This is a genomic window from Neisseria sp. 27098_8_158 (assembly GCF_041433145.1).
In the GTDB taxonomy this organism is placed as follows: domain Bacteria; phylum Pseudomonadota; class Gammaproteobacteria; order Burkholderiales; family Neisseriaceae; genus Neisseria; species Neisseria subflava_E.
Genome location: NZ_JAPWAZ010000002.1, coordinates 79,409 through 97,293, shown reverse-complemented (window position 1 = coordinate 97,293; position 17,885 = coordinate 79,409). Strand labels below are relative to the sequence as shown.

Below are 17,885 nucleotides of genomic sequence, written 5' to 3'. Positions count from 1 at the left end.
GGCCTCAGCCATTTCAGGCCGTCTGAACAACAGACAAACAGAAAAATATCATGACCGATACTGCAAACACTTCCACGCCGTCTGAACAACAGCCCGCCCCACCAAAGCGCAAAAAACGCCTGTTGCGCGGCTTTGTCCTGTCCACCCTGGGCGTATTGACCGTTTCCGCCGGCGCAATCGGCTGGCTGATCGGTACGGAATCGGGTTTGCGTTTCGGTTTGTACAAAATCCCGTCATGGTTCGGCGTCAAAATCTCTTCCGATACGCTGAAGGGCACGCTGATTGAAGGTTTTGAAGGCGACAAATGGTTGATTGAAACAGACGGTGCGGACATCAAAATCAGCAGCTTCCGCTTTGATTGGAAACCGTCCGAGCTGCTCCGTCCGTCCTTGCACATTACCGAAGTCGTGGCCGGCGACATCGCCATTGTGACCAAGCGCACGCCGCCCAAAGAAGAAGAGCCTTCAAAAGGCCTGCCCGACAGCATAGACCTGCCCGTTACCGCCTATCTCGACCGTTTGGAAACCGGCAAAATCAGCGTGGGCAAGCGTTTTGACAAGCAGACCGTCTATCTCGACCATCTGCATGCGGCCTATCATTACGACAAAAAAGAACACCGCCTCCACATCAAAACCGCCGATACGCCCTGGAGCAGCTCGACAGGCGCGGTGGTGCTCGGTTTGAACAAACCCTACGTCCTCAATACCGCCATCTACACCAAAGGCCAGCTTGAGGGCGAAACCATACACGGCACGGTGCGCCTATGGGGCAGCCTGCAAGACGTATCCACCGACCTGCTGCTCGACGGCGACAACGTTCATTTGTCTGCCAAATCCACCATCCACCCATTCGCCGACAGCCTCAACGAAACCGTCGGCGAAATCCTGGTTAAAGGTTCCAACATCAATCCGCAGGCCTTCCTGCCCAGCCTGCCCAAAGCGCGCCTGAATTTCGACGCCACCACTATTCCGTCCTTTACAGACGGCGTTGCGCTGGAAGGCTCGATAGACTTGGAAAACGACCAAGCCGGTTTTGCCGATGAAAACTATATCCCCGTCAAACGCATCCTCGGCGAATTCATTGTCGACGACAAAGGCACGGTCAAAATCGAAGACATCGGCGTCGGCCTGCTCAAAGACGGCAGCATAGACGTATCCGGCACTATCGACACCGCCCAAGACCAGCTCAAACTCGCACTGGGCATCAACAATACTGGCGCAGACGACTTTGTCCGTCAAAACATCGCAGGCCGTCTGAACGGCAGTATCGACGTCAAAGGCGAAACCTCCTCCCCTGTCATCAACTGGAATCTCGACAGCGGATTTGCGCGTACAGACGGCATGCTGTTTTTCCAAACCGACAAACAGCTCGGCCAGCGCACACTCAAGCTCGACAAAGTCCGCCTGGTTCCGCAAAACGGCGGCGAGCTCAACGCCAAAGGCTCGCTCGAACTCTTCAAAGACCGTAAACTGCAACTGGACATCGTCAGCAAAGCCTTCAACCCTGCGCGCATCGATCCGCAGCTTCCGCAAGGCAGCGTCAACGGCAACATCAACTTAACAGGCATACTGGCGCAAGAAAAATTTGCCGGCAAAATGCAGTTTGCACCGAGTACGCTCAACGGCGTTCCGCTCAGCGGCAAAGCCGACGTTGCCTATGAAAACAAACACCTCTCTCGCGCCCTGACCGACCTGACCCTCGGCAGCAACATCGTCAAAACCAACGGCAGCTTCGGCAAAAAAGGCGACCGCCTCAACCTCAACATTACCGCCCCCGATTTGTCGCGTTTCGGCTTCGGCTTGGGCGGCCTGCTCAACGCGCGCGGCTACATCTCCGGCAGCTTTTCAGACGGCCTGAAAACCCTTGAAGCCGATTTGAACGGTGAAGCGCGCAACTTCAAAGTCGCCAATACCATCAACATCCGCACCCTCGACTTCAAGCTTAAAGGTTCGCCAGATACCAACCGTCCGTTGAGTGCCGATATTAAAGGCGAACACATCGCCGTCTCCGGCGGCGCGGCCATGATTGACAACGTCAATCTGCTCATCAACGGCACAGGTTCGCACCACCACATCCGCGGCAACAGCAGCATGGCGGTGGACAACAAACGCTACAAGCTCGACCTCGACGCCACCGGCGGCCTCAACAAAGACCAAACCCAATGGAAAGGCACGGTTGACACGCTCGACATCAACGGCGCGTTCAACCTCAAACTGCAAAACCGCCTCAACCTCGAAGCCGGCAGCGAACGTGTTTCCCTCAGCAGCGCGCGCTGGGCGGCCATGGGCGGCAACCTCAACCTGCAAAATTTCGTTTGGGACAAGAAAGCCGGCATTACCAGTAAAGGCAGCGCACAAAATCTGCACATTACCGAATTGCACAACTTCTACACTCCGCCCATCGAACACAACCTCGTCTTGGGCGGCGACTGGGATTTGGCGTACAGTCAAAACGCGCGCGGCTTCCTCAACATCAACCGTCAAAGCGGCGACATCATCCTGCCGGGCAAAGACCCGAAAAACAAACAGCCTTTGGGACTTTCCGCGCTCGCCCTGCGCACCCGTTTCCAAAACGGCCGCATCGACAGCACGCTGGAAGGCAACACCCGCTTCGGCAAAGTTGACGGCACGCTCGGCATCGCCCAGCAGTTCGGCAACAACATCAACAACGCCCCCGTCAATGGCAAGGTCAATATCAGCGTTCCCGATTTGGGCTCGCTCAAATCCTTTATGCCGGCGACAGCCCAAGGCATTGCAGGCCGTCTGAACGCGACCGCCACCATCGGCGGCCGACTCGGTTCACCTATCGTCAACAGCAAACTCGACCTCCAAACCAATTACGGCCGTGCCGACGGTACCGTCAACATCGGTCAGGGCACCAGCTTCGATACCGCCCCTCTGAGCGGCAAGCTCAACCTGAACGTTGCCAACCTCGAAGTCTTCCGCAACTTCCTGCCCGTCGGCCAAACCCTCAAAGGCCGTCTGAACGCCGCCGTCAACTTGGCAGGCCGTCTGAACGATCCGCAACTGAGCGGCCTGATTAACGGCGACAACCTCTATTACCGCCATCAAACCCAAGGCCTGATTCTCGATAACGGCGTATTGCGTTCACGCCTGCAAGGTCAAAAATGGGTCATCGACAGCCTCAAATTCCACCGCGGCGGCACGATTGAGCTCAAAGGCGCGGTCAACCTTGCCAATGCCAACCCCGATGTCGACGTGGACATCGTCTTCGACAAATACCGCACCCTCTCGCGTCCAAACCGCCAACTGCAGCTCTCCGGCGCGGCCAAAGTCCTCTACAATCCGGAAAAAGGCGTATCGCTCAACGGCACGCTCAACACCGACTACGGCAGGTTTGGTTCGCAAAAATCCTCCATGCCGACCCTCGATGACGACGTGGTTGTACTGGGCGAAACCAAAAAAGAAGCAACGGCCACCACGCCGATTAATATGAACCTTGTCTTGAACATCAACGACAATGTCCGTTTTGTCGGCTACGGCGCAGACGTTACCATCGGCGGCAAACTGGCCATCACGTCCCGTCCGGGCGAAGCCGTCCAAGGCGTCGGTACCGTGCGCGTTGTCAAAGGCCGCTACAAAGCCTACGGCCAAGACCTCGACATCACCAAAGGATCGGTTTCCTTTGTCGGCCCGCTGACCAATCCAAACCTCAACATCCGTGCCGAACGCCGTCTCTCCCCGGTCGGTGCAGGTGTCGAAGTCCTCGGCAGCCTCAACAATCCGCGCGTAACCTTGGTTGCCAAAGAAGCCATGAGTGAAAAAGACAAACTCTCCTGGCTCATCCTCAACCGTGCCAGCAGCGGCAGCGACGGCGACAATGCCACGCTCTCTGCGGCCGCCAGCGCACTGCTTGCCGGCCAAGTCAACGACCGCATCGGCCTTGTCGATGATTTGGGCTTTACCAGCAAACGCAGCCGCAATGCCCAAACAGGCGAGCTCAACCCTGCCGAACAAGTCCTGACCGTCGGCAAACAGCTCACCAACAACCTCTACGCAGGTTACGAATACGGCATCTCTAGCGCCGAACAATCCGTCAAACTCGTGTACCAACTGACCCGCGCCATCCAAGCCGTTGCCCGCATCGGCACGCGCTCCTCCGGCGGCGAGTTGAAATACACCATCCGCTTTGACAACTGGTTCGGCAAAGACGAACCCGAGCCGGAAGAACAACACTAAAAGCCGTGAAAAAGGCCGTCTGAAATTCATCTTTCAGACGGCCTTTATCTTGTTCTACCGTATTAGAATCTTCAGCCATGCCTCAAAAAACAAAGGTCAACGGCGCAAGTTTAAAAATAAATGCAGCTAAAAAAGTGAACGGCAAACCATAGCTTATTCAAGGTTAGCGATAAATCAAACAGATACAAAAAGGCCGTCTGAAACTGACAGGGGCAGGTTTCAGACGGCCTTTTTTGAATCATCGAAACATCTTGTGCATGGCGTTGCTGATTAATTCGAGCTGTTTCTTATATTCGCGGCAACGGGGACAGAGCGACAGGTGCACGGCAAGGGCAATGCGGTTAAAAAGACTGAGACGCACTTGGTCTTGCTGTTTGGAAATCAGATCGGTTATTTTGCGGCATTTTTTCATGGCGTTTTCCTGTCAGGCATGGGAGAACCATTTGATTTGCAGGCACTGGCGCAAGGTTTCGCGCGCGCGGTGCATGATGGTGTGATAGTTGGCATGGCTGATGCCGCATTGCTCGCGGATTTCATCGCTTGAAAAACCGAGAATTTCTTTCATGGTAAACACGCGAGCGGTGTTTTCCGGCAGATGGTAGAGGCAGGTCTGTAAAACTTGGTAGAACTCTTTATTGTTCAAACTGGCTTCGGGCGAGTCCCAACCCTGAGGTTGTCCTTCATCCGTCCAATGCCCATCAGCGGCAAAATGTCCTTCAAAGGCTTCATCCAAGGCTTCCTCGTCGCGCGTGACGAAAACTTGGCGTTGCCGTCCGATTTGGCGCAGGCAGTCGGTAATTTTGTTTTTTAAGATTGCAAACAGCCAGCTGCTCACTTGGGCGTCGCCTTTGAAACCCTCGGCTGCACGGTAGGCAGAAAGCATGGTTTCCTGTACGAGGTCTTCCGCCAAATCGGGGCGGTCGGGCAGCTGGATATGGGCAAAGCGCAGTAGCAGTTTACGGGATTCGGCAAGCTCGGCATCGGTCAGTTCGGGTAGGGCCATAATGTATCAGTATGAAATGAATGATCAATATGCTTCTGATTTTACGCTGATACGGAAAGAGCATGCGATTGAATCTATAAACGATTTCAGTAGTATTTTTGTTTCGCCGAAACCGACTGCGCCCGTTTCAGACGGCCTTGGTTTATGCCGCAACCAAAATGCCCTGTTCCAGCCATTCCGCCCATTTCTGCCTTAATGCGTCCTGCCAAACGTTTTCAGACGGCATGAACTCTGCCAGCATGGTTTGCAGGCCGTTTAGGGAAGTGGGCGTTTCTGCCAGCGTTTCCAGCAATAAGGCATCGAAATCGTCGAGCGTTTGATACATCACGTCGTCTTCCTTATCGCGCCACACCAAAACGGCGGTTTCCGCCTCCTGCAATTCGTCCGTCACATCATACTGATAACGGCGCACAAAGGCGGCGGGAGAAAGGGTGTAAGCCAAATCGTCTGAATCGGCAGGCGAGGCTTCGCTGTCGGTTTGAGCGGTTTCGGCGAGCAGCTGGGTGTGTTCAAAGTCCATCAAGGCCAAGAGGTCGTCTGAAAGCGGCAGGCTTTGGCAATATCGGAGGAACTCGCCGGGGATTTCTTGAAAATAGGGCGTTTGGGCACATGCGTCGCGGACGAAACCTTCTTTCAGACGGCCCCATTCTTCGCTGTCAAAGTATTGCAGCGTTTCGGTATAACAACGGTCGATAAAGCTGTGAATATTGTTGCGTATCAGTCGGATATAGACATTCAGGCGCTCTCGCGGCAATCCGTCTGCGGCTTTGCCTTCGCGTATGGCTTTGGCAAAGCGGTGTTGGTATTGGGCGGAAGTTTCAGGCTGCACGGCGGTATTCCTTTCCGGCACGCATTTGATAGTCGGCGATTTTGGCGACTTCGGCTTCGAGTTCGGCAAAAGGCGGAAAATTGAAATCGCGTTCCAACAGGGTGGGCGGAATCGTCGGCAGCTTGGCATAGGTGAGTTCGAGCAAATCCCAAACAGTCGGCAATACCGCCGCACCATGCGTATCAATCAACAATTCCGGCGTTTCCACGTCATGTCCGGCAATATGGATATAGCACACGCGCTCTGCGTCCACATTCTCTAAAAAGGCTTCAGGCGACAACAGGCCGTGATTGACGGCGTTGACATAGATATTGTTCACATCCAAATGAATGCCACAATCGGCTTCACGGGCAACCGCGTTGAGGAACTCGACCTCATTCATTTCGGCAAGCGGAGAATGCAGGTAGTAGGAGGTGTTTTCTACGGCGATGCGGCAGCCCAACCGATCCTGCACTTCGCGGATACGGCGCGCAGTATATTGCACCATTTCTTCAGTGAAAGGCAGCGGCAACAAATCGTAAAGATGACCGCCGTCGTGGCAATAGCTCAAATGGTCGGAGAAAAACGTGCAGTCATAACGGCGCATCATTTCTTTGATTCCGTCTATCAAATCGGTATCCAGCGGTGCTTGTCCGCCCAATGACATGGATAATCCGTGCAACGCCAGCGGCAGCCGTTCCGCCACGCGGTCAAACTGTTTGCGCGCCCTGCCGCCCATTTTCAGCCAATTTTCGGGGGCGGCTTCGATAAAGCGTATCGGGCTGTCATCTGAAAGCGAGAGGAAGTCTTCCGCCAAGTCGCGGCGGTAGCCCAAGCCTGCGTGTTGAATCATGGTGATGTCCTGTTATGGTGCCGTATGAACGACAAAGTCGCATTTTCATTTATAAAATGCGACTTTGTTAAAGGTATGTTGCAGGATTATTTAGAACCGCATTTACCTTCGCCGCATTTGCCTTCTACTACTTTGGCAGCTTTGGCTTTAGATGCTTTGCCTTTTTTAGCGTGAGTTTTTTCCACGGTTGAACCGCATTTGCCTTCGCCACATTTGCCTTCGCTTGCTTTAGAAACAGCGCTTGCACCGCATGCACCTTCACCGGCTTTAACCGCACCGCAAGAGCCTTGAGCAGATTTTTGAACACCTGCTTTGCTGCTTAACGGTTTATCAGCGGCAACAACGCCGGCAGCCAAAGACAGGGACAGTGCACCGGCCAAAGCAGCAGCTACATTTTTTTTCATTTTAACTTCCTTTTTAAAATATGGGTTTAAATAAATCAAGGGATAATATCGGGCATTTAAAGTCGGCCCGCGACCGTGAATCATTAAAGAAAATGCTTGATGCGACAACAGTGTTTCTTCAGCAGGGCATCCAAAGACAGACGGCCTGCGCCCTGCAATAGGACAGGAAATAAAACCACCAAATAAATCAGTGCCATTTTATAACCGTTGTCGCACACATTGTACCCCAAGCCGGCATGTACCGCAGACCATGCGACAGCCGTCACTACCATCAATCCCAGCGCGGACAGCCGCGTTGCCAAGCCAACGATGAGCAGCGCAGGCAAAACCAGTTCCGCCCACATGGCCAAATTCCAATTGACCGTATCCGGCAACAAATTGAACGGAAAGGGAAATTGACTGTTGATATCTGCAAACCAGTTTTCCCCGTTCCATTTTTCCAGGCCGGCCTCAAGAAATTCATACGCAGCAAAAAGCCTGAGTGCCAACAAACCGAAAGCGGCCTGCCAAGAGGGGTTGGATGAGGTGTTCATTTATTTTCCTTATCGATGTGTGTGTCGAATGGGATGGGACGAAAAATCCATCGGCACCATCCCATCTTTCATGCCTGTTTAGACGTGGCAGCTTTAAAAAACTGACAAAACAAATGAAGATATCTTCTTATTCATTGTTTTATAAAGATTAAAAATTCAAAAAGGCCGTCTGAAACACCATACTTGAATTGGGTTTCAGACGGCCTTTGATGATAATCGCAATCCATTAATCCGCTTGTTTGCACAATTCGACAATTTCCGCACCGTATTTGTCGGTTTTCTCCTCATTCATACCGTGGATTTCCGCCAACTCCGCCAAATTTTGCGGCCGTCGGGCGGCAATCGCGCGCAGGGTAACTTTGCTGCATATCTGATAGGCTTCGAGGCCTTCATGGCGGGCAGTATCGATGTTCCACTGAAGCAGACGGCGCATCAATCGGCGTTTGCGTTTGTCCTCTTCGCTTAGGCCGTCTGAAAACGGCCGGCAGATGTTTAAAATGCCCTCGCCGTATTGCTCGATACGTTTTTCTCCGAGTTTATACACGCCTAAAAGGTCGATGGGTTCGGCAGGCGTATTGGTCAACAAATCGTCCATGCTTTCGTTGGAGAATACCGTACCCAGCGTTACTTGATCGGCACTTGCCTGCTGCTCGCGCCAAGTTTCCAAAGCCTGTTTTAAGGCCTGTTCGCGCTCGCCCAAGCTGTGGATAACTTGGGCGCTGTCTGTGGAAACCGTACCGGCTTCGGCCGTTTCGCAAACGTCGAGTATCTCCAAACCGAATTTATTGATTTTCGCCTCGCCCAAGCCGTAGATTTGATGTAAATCTTCCAAACTTCGGGGCATTTTTTCGACAATATCGCGCAGGGTTTTGTCGCCGCAAACCACATAGGCCGGCACTTCCTCTGCCCGGGCGCGTTGTTGCCGCCATTGGCGCAATGCCTGCCACAAACGCTCTTCGCGCTCGGTACGCAACCAATCGTCTTTCGGTTTTTGGGTGGCCGTTTTTTCGCGGCGCAGGGGGCGCAGCATGACTTCGGTTTCGCCCTTGAGGACTTTTTTTGCCGCTTCGGTCAGCTGCAGGGCTTGATGTTGCTCGACATTGACGGTGAGATAGCCCAAGCTGATGCACTGGCGGATGACGCTGCGCCATTCCTTGTCGGTCTGTTCGCTGCCGATGCCGAATGTGGATAACTTGTCATGGCCGTTGCGCTGTATCCAATCGTCGCTTTTGCCGCGCAAAAGGTTGGTGATGTAACCGGCGGCAAAACGTTGTCCGGCGCGGTACACGCAGCTGAGTAATTTTTGCACCAACACTGTGCCGTCAAACCGCACAGGCGGATGCAGGCAGTTGTCGCAATGGCCGCAAGGTTCGGATTCTTCGCCGAAATGTTTGAGCAGCAGTACGCGGCGGCAGGCGGCAGTTTCGCAGACGGAAAGCATGGCATCGAGTTTTTGCATTTCGATTTGCTTTTGCACCTCGTCGCTGTTGCCTTCGGCAATCCGTTCGCGCAGCAACACCCAATCGTTCAAGCCGTAACACAGCCAGCTCACGGCAGGCAGCCCGTCCCGACCGGCGCGCCCCGATTCTTGATAGAAATGTTCGACACTCTGGGGCATATCGAGATGGGCGACAAAGCGCACGTCGGGTTTGTCTATGCCCATACCGAACGCCACGGTCGCCACCACAATAATATTGTCTTCATGCGTAAAGCGGCGTTGGTTTTCCTCGCGCACGCCCATGCTCAAACCGGCATGATACGGAATTGCCTCCAAGCCGTTTTCACACAAAAACTGCGCCACATCCTCGACTTTTTTGCGGCTCAAACAATACACAATGCCGCTTTGCCCATGCATCTGCTTGCGGATGAAATCCAGTAATTGTTTTTTGCCATTATTTTTTTCGATAACCTGATAATAAATATTCGGACGGTCAAAGCTGGAGATAAATTCGGGCGCATTGTCCAAGTGCAGATAATGCTTGATGTCGGCGCGTGTGGCCGCATCGGCGGTAGCAGTCAGGGCGATGCGCGGGACGTTTGGATAGCGTTCGGCAAGCATGCCGAGCTGTTGATATTCGGGGCGGAAATCGTGTCCCCATTGACTGACGCAATGCGCCTCATCAATGGCAAACAAGCTGACGGTTTGTTGGTCGAGGAAACGTAAAAAGCGGTCGGTAACCAAGCGTTCCGGCGCGACGTAAAGCAGTTTCAGACGGCCTTGGGCAAGCTTGTCGGCAATCTCGCGCGCCTCATCTGCCGATGTACTGCTGTTGACTGCCGCCGCTTCAATCCCGGCCACATGCAGGCTGGCTACTTGGTCGTTCATCAACGCAATCAGCGGCGATACGACAACCGCCACGCCTTCGCGCATCAGCGCCGGAATCTGGTAACACAAAGACTTGCCCCCGCCCGTCGGCATCAACACCATCAAACTCTCGCCGCCAGCCAAAGCATTGACGATAGCCTCCTGCTTGCCACGAAATTCGGGATAACCGAATACTTCGTGCAAAATCTGTTTGGCGGCCGGCTGAGGCATAATGGTTCCGTAGAATAGGGGAAAGCGTTATTTTAACGGTTTTACACCCGCGTATGTGCGGAACATTTTTCCGCCGCTTTTTCAGATGGCCTGAAATTCAACTCTATTTAATTTATTTAATTTTAAATAAAGATTTATTTTATTTTGAATAAATGTATAAAGGCCGTCTGAAACCTGATATTAGGGTTTCAGACGGCCTTTCAAAAATAAAATCTTTAGGCTTTTTTGACGAACTCAGATTTCAAGTTCATCGCGCTACCATCGATTTTACAACCGATATTGTGGTCGCCCTCTTGCAGGCGGATGCCTTTGACTTTGGTGCCTTGCTTGATGACCATAGAGCTGCCTTTGACTTTCAGATCTTTAATCAAGACAACCGTATCACCATCTTGCAATACCGCGCCGTTGGCATCTTTGACTTCCAAGGCATCATCGCCGGCAGCCACAGTATCGGCCTCGTTCCACTCATGGGCGCACTCAGGGCAAACGTATTGAGCGCCGTCTTCGTAAGTGTATTCCGAGTGGCATTTCGGGCAGGGAGGTAGGGACATGAGGTTTCCTTATAAATATGATAAAAGAAGCGTAAAACTCAATAATACAATGTCTAAATTATTGAGTCGCCTTGCTGCCGCCTGCGCCGTAGACGGCATTCCAAGCCGCGTCCAACATCTGGCCGGCTTGTTGCAGCTTGGCATTTTGCTGCTCTTTCTGAGCCAAGGCCGTCTGAATTTCGCCTTTCAAACGGTCAATATCGGATTGCGCTGCCTGCAAACGGCGCTGCGCGCTTTCCAAATCACTTTGCAGGGAAATGATTTTGCTGTCGTTGCTGTTTTGCTCATTCAAAGCGGCACGGTAAACCGATTGGACGGACAGCAAACGGTCTTCCGCCTCACCGGCATACGCAGCGGCGGCGGATAACATCATCAGGGCAAGTAAGGTTTTTTTCATGGGTTTTCCTTTAAAGTTGTTTGATTTGTAAAGTAAAGCGCAGAGCCGATTTTTCAGCCGCCAAGTTTACATAATATGCTTGTTGGTCTTTGTTCTTGATGGTTTATTTTATCCAATCCGGACATTCAGGCTGCCGATAAAAGTTAATTCAATCAACTGTTGTGACAGGCAGGCGGCTATTATTTTCTCATATTCTCCGCCTTATTCCATTATTTTCTGGTTTTATTAGAAAAGGCCGTCTGAAAAATTTTCAAACGGCCTTCCCTTTAATTACGTTTTAAGAACGACTTATCCCCTGTGCTTGTGACTGCGCATACTGTCTTTGCTGTTCTTCATACTCAAAACGCTGCGTCGCTTCCTGAACCTTTGCAAGGCTTTCTTCTATCGGAATATAGGCTGCTGTCTGCATATCCATAGATACTCGATTCAATATGGGATTACGCTCACCAATCAGATACTGTCCGTCTTTTACATTAAACAGCGTGACATCTGTCATTTTTTTGGAATAACCCAACGCAGTAAGAGCCATTGCGGAGTTTTGCAGTTTTGCTTCCTCAATCGGTATCCCATTTTTCTCATGGTATTCGGTTAGATGTCCTTTTACTGCATTGAAAAGATTTTGGGTTTCAGGAGCAAGGGATTGTAGTTTGGATACAAAAAAGGACTGTGAATATTGTAGTAGCTGTTCTTTCTCATTTTTAAATGATAATTTCATTTCCTCAGTAAAAACGCGATTATCATCCAAATTATTTATTGTCTCTCCTCTTTTTACTGCATCATAGATCCATTTTTCCAATGGATCTTTAGTTTCTCCTTTGATTATTGCTTGTTCCCATTTGAAATATTCCTTTTGTCCAACGGCGTTATTCCATTTATCCATGTTAACTTCTTTTCGCCAATCCTCCATACTCATGTTAGCAGGCTTTTTAGAAATATCTTCATGATCATCAAGTATTGCTTTAGCTTGATCACGTCCTATTACCTTGGATAATTCATGAAATTGATCCTGAGATACAGAGTAAGCAATACCAGAATCAGATATTAATATATCTTCAGCTACTTGTTGAATATTTTGAGTAATAACTGCACTTAAAAGAGCATGTCTATATGCATCATAGCTATTATTATGTGGGTCTATATCATCTTCCCCTGCAAAGCCACCATATTCATTAGCCTTTTTTACTGCATGCGACACAAAAGTACCAGCTACATACTCCTTAACAGTACTAGGACTAAAATAGTAATCACTCATTTTCACACTTCCCTAAATTAAAGTTAGAAAAATTTGAATTATTTGATATTTCTGCCTGTAAACAAATATTTTCATTTACAGGATAACAAACTTCGGGTTGTCTGTTCATAGGCCACGATTCAATGTAATAAACCTTCTCAAATTTTCCATTTTTTTTACCCCAAAATATTGTTTTATCTTCGGCCATTTTGTAAAAAAATAAATCTTGTCCTAATTTATTCTCAAAATCAGTTTCCAATACATAAGGTTTTTGAATACAAACTTCATCATACCCATTAAAAATCTCGATTAAAGGGATACTATTTTTTCCTTGAATTAATGGAAATAAGTTATTATTCCTATTAAAAAATCTAAAAAATAGACAAATAAACACTATTATTATAAATATGAGTATTAGAATAACTTTAAAAGAAATATTTTTCATAATCATACCATTATAAAAACATAATGATTATACGTCTGAAGACTAAATCTTGACAACCCAAAAGGCCGTCTGAAAAATTTTCAGACGGCCTTTTATCATTCATGCCTTACGAACGGATCCGTTTCAACACTTCTTCTTTGCCGATTAATGCCAATACGGCATCGACGCTTGGGGTTTTCGCCGTACCGCAGACAGCGAGGCGCAGGGGCATACCGAGTTTGCCCATTTTGATGCCTTCTTCGTCGCAGAAAGGTTTGAAGAGGTCGTGGATGGCTTCGGCGGTCCAGTCTTCCAGCCCTTCGAGGCGTTCGGCAAAGCGCAGCATACGGGCGGCGGCTTCGTCGTCCCAGTGTTTCTGCACGTCTGCTTCGGCAGGGGTTTGTTTGACATAGAAGTAGAGGCACTCGTCGGCAAGCGTGTTCAGGTCTTGGGCGCGGTCTTTGACCAATGCCAACACATCTTCCAAAGCAGGCTTGCTTGTTTCGTGGATATCGCGCAGGGCGAGGCGCGGTTTCACCATTTCGGCCAGTTTTTCGTTGGCGGTGATTTTGATGTGTTCGCCGTTGATCCAGTAGAGTTTCTTCAAATCCATGCGGCTTGGGGATGGGGAAACGTCTTTCAAATCAAACCATTCGATGAATTGTTCCATCGTGAAGAATTCGTCGTCGCCGTGCGCCCAGCCCAAGCGTGCCAGATAGTTGAGCATGGCTTCGGGCAGGATGCCCATTGCGCCAAAATCAGTGATGGCAACGGTATCGCCGCTGCGTTTGGAGATTTTTTTGCCTTGTTCGTTGAGAATCATGGGCAGGTGGCCGTATTCGGGGAGGGTGGCGCCAATGGCTTTTAAGATGTTGATTTGTTTCGGCGTGTTGTTCACATGGTCGTCACCGCGGATAACGTGGGTAACGCCCATGTCGTAGTCGTCCACCACGACGCAGAAGTTGTAGGTCGGTGTGCCGTCGGCGCGGGCGATAATCAGGTCGTCGAGCGCTTCGTTGGGGATGGAGATTTCGCCTTTGACCAAGTCCGTCCATTTGGTCACGCCGTCCAAAGGCGTTTTGAAACGGACAACAGGTTGCACGTCGGCAGGGATTTCGGGCAGAGTTTTGCCTTCTTCAGGGCGCCAGCGGCGGTCGTAAGTTGCCGTGCCTTCTTTTTCGGCTTTCTCGCGCATGGCTTCCAGCTCTTCTTTGCTGCAATAGCAGTAGTAGGCAGCGCCTTTTTCCAAGAGTTCGGCGATGACTTCTTTATAGCGGTCGAAACGGCGGGTTTGGTACACGATGTTGTCGGCGTTGTCGTAGTTCAGGCCGACCCATTTCATGCCGTCGAGGATGATGTTGACAGATTCGGCAGTAGAGCGCGCCAAGTCGGTGTCTTCGATACGCAATAGGAACTCGCCTTTATGATGGCGGGCAAACGCCCATGAAAACAAGGCGGTGCGTACGCCGCCGATGTGCAGGTAGCCGGTGGGGCTGGGGGCGAAACGGGTTTTGACGGTCATGATGGCTCCAAAGTCTTTGAAAACAGGTATTTTACTTTTTCGGCAAGGTTTAAACAATGTAAGGCCGTCTAAAAATAATGTCGGCGCAGAAGGACCGTCTGGGAACTTTTCTCCTGAAAACAAAACTAATGATAATCATTTCTTTGAAAGTATCCGCTCATGAACAAACGCGCTTTATTTACCGCCCTCGCCCTCCTGCCCCTTTTTGCCCAAGCCGAAATCAAAACTATCAAAGACGTATTGGGACGCGAAGTCAAAGTCGATGTCCCTGTCAAACGCGCGGTTTTGGCGTTTTACTATCCCGACTATATCGCGGTAACGGGCGCGGACAAATTTAAAAACGTCATCGGCATTTCGCGTGAGTTTTGGGAGAAATTCAATCCCGGCAGCTGGGTGATGTTCAAACAGAAGCTGCCTACGCTGCAAAACATTGCAGACATCGGCAACATCAGCACCGGCACGTTTTCACTGGAGAAAACGCTCGCGCTCAAGCCGGACGTATTGATTCTGGCCGACTGGCAGTATAAGGCCATCGCCACCCATCTGCCGCGCATTAAAGCGGCAGGCATACCCGTCGTCGTGGTCGATTTCAACGCCGAAACCGTCGCGCGGCACACGCGCAGTGCGGAAATTTTCGGCGAACTCAACGGTACGCAGGCGCGCGCCCAAAAAATTGCCGCCGAATACGCCCGAGGCATTGCCGACATCCAAAAACGCGTCGCGCGCGCCAAGCAGTCCAAACCGAAAATCTATATCGAGTTCGGCGACAAAGGCCCGTCCGAATACAGCTACACCTTCGGCAAAGATATGTGGGGCGCGATTGCCGACACAGCAGGCGGCAACAATATCGCCGCGCCTTACGTTAAAAACTGGGGACCGATAAACCCTGAAAAATTCCTGACGGCCAAACCCGACGTCATCGTCATTTCGGGGACGGAAAACGGCCATAAAGACAAGCCTGGCATTATGGCGATGGGCATAGGCATCAGCCAGGCCGATGCGCAACGCCGCCTGGCCGGATTTGTCAAACGCAAAGGCTGGGCAGACATTCCTGCCGTCAAAAACAAACGCGTTTACGGCATCTACCACACCGCCTCCCGCTCGCTCACCGATTTGGCCAGCGCGCAATTTATCGCCAAAACCCTGTATCCGCAGCAGTTTGCCGACATAGACCCAAACAAGACCTATCTGGACTTCTACCGCAAATACCTGCCCGTCGTGCCGGACGGTACGTTTTACATCCGATTGAAATAGCGGCTGCAAAAATCATAGGCTCAGGCCGTCTGAAGATTCAGACGGCCTGAACATGTTATGCCGATAAATATTTAATGAGTATAATTACCGTTCTTTCAACAAAATTACTGGGTACGTATGAACGGACAAAACCAAATCGACCGGCCTCAGGCTCCGGTCGTCAGCATCAGCGAATGGTTGGTTGGTAACCAGCTTGATTATGATGATTCCGCTGGTCAATCTGATCATGATGTTTGTGTGGGCATTCAGCTCAAACACCAATCCGAATAAAGCCAATTATTTCAAGGCTGCCTTGATTCTGTTTGCCATCGTAATGGCAATTTATCTGGTGCTGGCCGTAGTCTTTTTGGGCAGTATAGCTACAAATCAATATCAATAAGTAAGAATACATTTAGACCGTCTGAAACCTAAAAGGCTTCAGACGGCCTTTTGTATGGCTTGCCCAAGGCTCAACTGCTTATCCAATTCCAAACCGCATCGCTCCATTTGCCGATACGGTAGAGAAACAAAGAATAGCTCTCCTGCATCAGGAACTTGGCTTTCTTGCTGCGCTCATCAAAGCGCGTGGTCGGTGTGGCGGAGAACTGCGCATCTGACAAGCCCAAATCGGCGGCCATTTCTTCGGCGCGCGCCAAATGATACGGATCGCTGACAACGATAATGCTGCCGACTCCGTTGGCGTGCATGATGGGGACGATATTGCGCAGGTTTTCGTAAGTGTTGCGCGACGTGTTTTCAAATAGGATATTGTGCGCCGGTATGCCCTGCTTGAGCGCGTATCGGCGCCCCACTTCGGCTTCGGTCATAAATCCTTTTTTGGGCGTACCGCCGGTGAAAATGATTTTGCCGACCCGATGGCTTTGGTAGAGCGTGATGGCGTGGTTGATACGCTCACGGAACACCGGCGACGGGCGTTTGTCCCACGCCGCCGCACCTAACACCACCGCCGCATCGGCATGAACGTCCTTCGGCAAGGTTTGCAAACCTGTCCGGTAAATCTGCCATGTGCCGCTCAAAAAAATACCGCACACCAGCAAAACGCTCAAAGCAAGGCCGCGAAACAGGTAATATCGCAGACCATTGCGGCTTTTAAGCAGGGAAATCATCTTCAGACGGCCTTATCCAACCCCGTCAGCCGAGTAGGGCGGCAATGTTTTCCAACGGACGGCCGATGGCTGCGCGCGTAGGCGTTACCAAAACGGGACGCTCGAGCAGGGCGGGGTGTTCGGCGATTGCCTGAAGCAGGGCGGCATTGTCCAAATCGGGATTGTCCAAACCCAATTCTTTGTACAAGTCATCTTTCGTGCGCATCATGCCGCGCACCGATTCGATACCGAGTTTGGCAAACATATCCTGCAAAGTCGCCAAATCGGGCGCGGTATCCAGATATTTGACCACGTCGGCGGCAACGCCTTTTTCTTCGAGCAAAGCCAGCGCGGCACGCGATTTGCTGCAACGCGGGTTGTGATAAAGTGTGAATTCAGACGGCATGAAAGTCTCCGTATTATTGCAAAATCATTCAATGATGGCGGTTATTATCGTCTGCAACTGATTTTTACTCAAACTTTTTACTTGATATCTTGATACGAATCGGTAGGCATGCCCACCAAACCGTTTTACAATAAACACAATTTCGATTGGCAACCTCAAGGATACAACCATGAAAGCCTTAACCGCCCTTCTACTGTCCGCCACCGTTTTTACCGCTGCACCGGCCTTTGCCGCCGACGAAACGGCAGGTTGGCAGGACAACAAACCGCAAAGTCTGGAATCGCTCAAAGCCCCCGTGCGCGTGGTCAACCTGTGGGCAACCTGGTGCGGCCCCTGCCGTAAAGAAATGCCCGCCATGTCCGCATGGTACAAAGCGCAGAAAAAAGGCAGCGTCGATATGGTCGGCATCGCGCTGGATACGACCGACAACATCGGCAAGTTCCTGAAACAAACGCCGGTTAGCTACCCGATTTGGCGTTACACTGGTGCCAACAGCCGCAACTTCATGAAAGCCCACGGCAACAACGTCGGCGTATTGCCCTTTACTGTCGTCGAAGCGCCGAAATGCGGCTACAAACAAACCATCACCGGCGAAGTCAACGAAAAAAGCCTGACCGCCGCCGTGAATTTGGCCAAAACCAAATGTAAATAAAACAGCGGATAGGGTGCTTAACCTACG

18 protein-coding genes are annotated in these 17,885 nt (G+C 51.0%); 4 read left to right on the top strand and 14 right to left on the bottom strand.

The features are described 5' to 3' along the window. Positions 1 to 50: 50 nt before the first annotated feature. Complete coding sequence (locus tag O3681_RS05960; RefSeq protein WP_371459521.1) at positions 51 to 4,199, top strand: translocation/assembly module TamB domain-containing protein; 4,149 nt, start codon at positions 51 to 53, stop codon at positions 4,197 to 4,199. A gap of 238 nt (positions 4,200 to 4,437) precedes the next feature. On the opposite strand, the gene O3681_RS05955 is transcribed toward O3681_RS05960, so the two are convergent. The 12 genes from O3681_RS05955 to gltX form a co-directional block, all read right to left on the bottom strand. Beyond that, complete coding sequence (locus O3681_RS05955) at positions 4,438 to 4,611, bottom strand: hypothetical protein (protein WP_049323681.1); 174 nt, start codon at positions 4,609 to 4,611, stop codon at positions 4,438 to 4,440. Positions 4,612 to 4,623: 12 nt separating this feature from the next. After that, complete coding sequence (locus tag O3681_RS05950; RefSeq protein ID WP_063068580.1) at positions 4,624 to 5,202, bottom strand: sigma-70 family RNA polymerase sigma factor; 579 nt, start codon at positions 5,200 to 5,202, stop codon at positions 4,624 to 4,626. A 142-nt stretch (positions 5,203 to 5,344) separates the two neighbouring features. Next, positions 5,345 to 6,031 carry a DUF2063 domain-containing protein gene (locus tag O3681_RS05945; RefSeq protein ID WP_107723896.1) on the bottom strand — a complete coding sequence of 229 codons (687 nt, stop codon included), beginning with the start codon at positions 6,029 to 6,031 and terminating at the stop codon, positions 5,345 to 5,347. Continuing rightward, the gene (locus O3681_RS05940) at positions 6,021 to 6,863 is read right to left on the bottom strand and encodes a DUF692 domain-containing protein (protein ID WP_371459520.1); all 843 of its coding nucleotides are present in this window, start codon (positions 6,861 to 6,863) and stop codon (positions 6,021 to 6,023) included. The genes O3681_RS05945 and O3681_RS05940 overlap by 11 nt, the downstream gene beginning before the upstream one ends. Before the next feature lie 86 nt (positions 6,864 to 6,949). Beyond that, entirely contained in the window at positions 6,950 to 7,267 is a 318-nt protein-coding gene (locus O3681_RS05935) for a hypothetical protein (protein WP_250591055.1), read from the bottom strand. Positions 7,268 to 7,350: 83 nt separating this feature from the next. Then, on the bottom strand, positions 7,351 to 7,800 hold the full coding sequence (locus tag O3681_RS05930) for a DoxX family protein (protein ID WP_371459519.1): 450 nt from the start codon (positions 7,798 to 7,800) through the stop codon (positions 7,351 to 7,353). 226 nt (positions 7,801 to 8,026) lie between these two features. After that, positions 8,027 to 10,336, bottom strand: coding sequence for a DNA helicase RecQ (gene recQ, locus O3681_RS05925; protein ID WP_371459518.1), 2,310 nt, complete (start codon positions 10,334 to 10,336; stop codon positions 8,027 to 8,029). Between the two features lie 215 nt (positions 10,337 to 10,551). Beyond that, on the bottom strand, positions 10,552 to 10,887 hold the full coding sequence (locus tag O3681_RS05920) for a zinc ribbon domain-containing protein YjdM (RefSeq protein ID WP_308881976.1): 336 nt from the start codon (positions 10,885 to 10,887) through the stop codon (positions 10,552 to 10,554). A gap of 58 nt (positions 10,888 to 10,945) precedes the next feature. After that, the gene (locus O3681_RS05915) at positions 10,946 to 11,284 is read right to left on the bottom strand and encodes a hypothetical protein (RefSeq protein WP_308881978.1); all 339 of its coding nucleotides are present in this window, start codon (positions 11,282 to 11,284) and stop codon (positions 10,946 to 10,948) included. Positions 11,285 to 11,561: 277 nt separating this feature from the next. Beyond that, positions 11,562 to 12,536 carry a hypothetical protein gene (locus O3681_RS05910; RefSeq protein ID WP_371459517.1) on the bottom strand — a complete coding sequence of 325 codons (975 nt, stop codon included), beginning with the start codon at positions 12,534 to 12,536 and terminating at the stop codon, positions 11,562 to 11,564. Beyond that, entirely contained in the window at positions 12,529 to 12,960 is a 432-nt protein-coding gene (locus O3681_RS05905) for a hypothetical protein (protein WP_234394602.1), read from the bottom strand. The genes O3681_RS05910 and O3681_RS05905 overlap by 8 nt, the downstream gene beginning before the upstream one ends. A gap of 106 nt (positions 12,961 to 13,066) precedes the next feature. Then, positions 13,067 to 14,461, bottom strand: coding sequence for a glutamate--tRNA ligase (gltX, locus tag O3681_RS05900; RefSeq protein ID WP_107723902.1), 1,395 nt, complete (start codon positions 14,459 to 14,461; stop codon positions 13,067 to 13,069). 159 nt (positions 14,462 to 14,620) lie between these two features. Here gltX and O3681_RS05895 point away from each other — a divergent pair, with 159 nt between their 5' ends. Together O3681_RS05895 and O3681_RS05890 are read left to right on the top strand one after the other, a co-directional pair. Then, positions 14,621 to 15,715 (top strand): ABC transporter substrate-binding protein, encoded by a 1,095-nt coding sequence (locus tag O3681_RS05895; RefSeq protein ID WP_107723903.1) that lies wholly within the window; start codon positions 14,621 to 14,623, stop codon positions 15,713 to 15,715. Positions 15,716 to 15,832: 117 nt separating this feature from the next. After that, entirely contained in the window at positions 15,833 to 15,985 is a 153-nt protein-coding gene (locus O3681_RS05890) for a hypothetical protein (protein ID WP_234394603.1), read from the top strand. 179 nt (positions 15,986 to 16,164) lie between these two features. Here O3681_RS05890 and O3681_RS05885 read toward each other — a convergent pair whose 3' ends face one another. After that, positions 16,165 to 16,821 (bottom strand): YdcF family protein, encoded by a 657-nt coding sequence (locus O3681_RS05885; RefSeq protein WP_070606488.1) that lies wholly within the window; start codon positions 16,819 to 16,821, stop codon positions 16,165 to 16,167. A 25-nt stretch (positions 16,822 to 16,846) separates the two neighbouring features. Further along, positions 16,847 to 17,206, bottom strand: coding sequence for an arsenate reductase (glutaredoxin) (gene arsC / locus O3681_RS05880; RefSeq protein ID WP_004519164.1), 360 nt, complete (start codon positions 17,204 to 17,206; stop codon positions 16,847 to 16,849). A gap of 169 nt (positions 17,207 to 17,375) precedes the next feature. Between arsC and O3681_RS05875 the strand changes: the two genes are divergently transcribed. Continuing rightward, the gene (locus O3681_RS05875; protein ID WP_049349226.1) at positions 17,376 to 17,858 is read left to right on the top strand and encodes a TlpA disulfide reductase family protein; all 483 of its coding nucleotides are present in this window, start codon (positions 17,376 to 17,378) and stop codon (positions 17,856 to 17,858) included. Positions 17,859 to 17,885 lie beyond the last annotated feature (27 nt).

Bases quoted from the DNA above. Each gene is read 5' to 3' on its own strand.
- recQ (WP_371459518.1), bottom strand. From the start codon at position 10,336: ATGCCTCAGCCGGCCGCCAAACAGATTTTGCACGAAGTATTCGGTTAT.
- O3681_RS05920 (WP_308881976.1), bottom strand. From the start codon at position 10,887: ATGTCCCTACCTCCCTGCCCGAAATGCCACTCGGAATACACTTACGAA.
- O3681_RS05875 (WP_049349226.1), top strand. From the start codon at position 17,376: ATGAAAGCCTTAACCGCCCTTCTACTGTCCGCCACCGTTTTTACCGCT.
- O3681_RS05950 (WP_063068580.1), bottom strand. From the start codon at position 5,202: ATGGCCCTACCCGAACTGACCGATGCCGAGCTTGCCGAATCCCGTAAA.
- O3681_RS05960 (WP_371459521.1), top strand. From the start codon at position 51: ATGACCGATACTGCAAACACTTCCACGCCGTCTGAACAACAGCCCGCC.
- O3681_RS05940 (WP_371459520.1), bottom strand. From the start codon at position 6,863: ATGATTCAACACGCAGGCTTGGGCTACCGCCGCGACTTGGCGGAAGAC.
- O3681_RS05885 (WP_070606488.1), bottom strand. From the start codon at position 16,821: ATGATTTCCCTGCTTAAAAGCCGCAATGGTCTGCGATATTACCTGTTT.
- arsC (WP_004519164.1), bottom strand. From the start codon at position 17,206: ATGCCGTCTGAATTCACACTTTATCACAACCCGCGTTGCAGCAAATCG.
- O3681_RS05955 (WP_049323681.1), bottom strand. From the start codon at position 4,611: ATGAAAAAATGCCGCAAAATAACCGATCTGATTTCCAAACAGCAAGAC.
- gltX (WP_107723902.1), bottom strand. From the start codon at position 14,461: ATGACCGTCAAAACCCGTTTCGCCCCCAGCCCCACCGGCTACCTGCAC.
- O3681_RS05915 (WP_308881978.1), bottom strand. From the start codon at position 11,284: ATGAAAAAAACCTTACTTGCCCTGATGATGTTATCCGCCGCCGCTGCG.
- O3681_RS05905 (WP_234394602.1), bottom strand. From the start codon at position 12,960: ATGAAAAATATTTCTTTTAAAGTTATTCTAATACTCATATTTATAATA.
- O3681_RS05910 (WP_371459517.1), bottom strand. From the start codon at position 12,536: ATGAGTGATTACTATTTTAGTCCTAGTACTGTTAAGGAGTATGTAGCT.
- O3681_RS05930 (WP_371459519.1), bottom strand. From the start codon at position 7,800: ATGAACACCTCATCCAACCCCTCTTGGCAGGCCGCTTTCGGTTTGTTG.
- O3681_RS05935 (WP_250591055.1), bottom strand. From the start codon at position 7,267: ATGAAAAAAAATGTAGCTGCTGCTTTGGCCGGTGCACTGTCCCTGTCT.
- O3681_RS05895 (WP_107723903.1), top strand. From the start codon at position 14,621: ATGAACAAACGCGCTTTATTTACCGCCCTCGCCCTCCTGCCCCTTTTT.
- O3681_RS05890 (WP_234394603.1), top strand. From the start codon at position 15,833: ATGAACGGACAAAACCAAATCGACCGGCCTCAGGCTCCGGTCGTCAGC.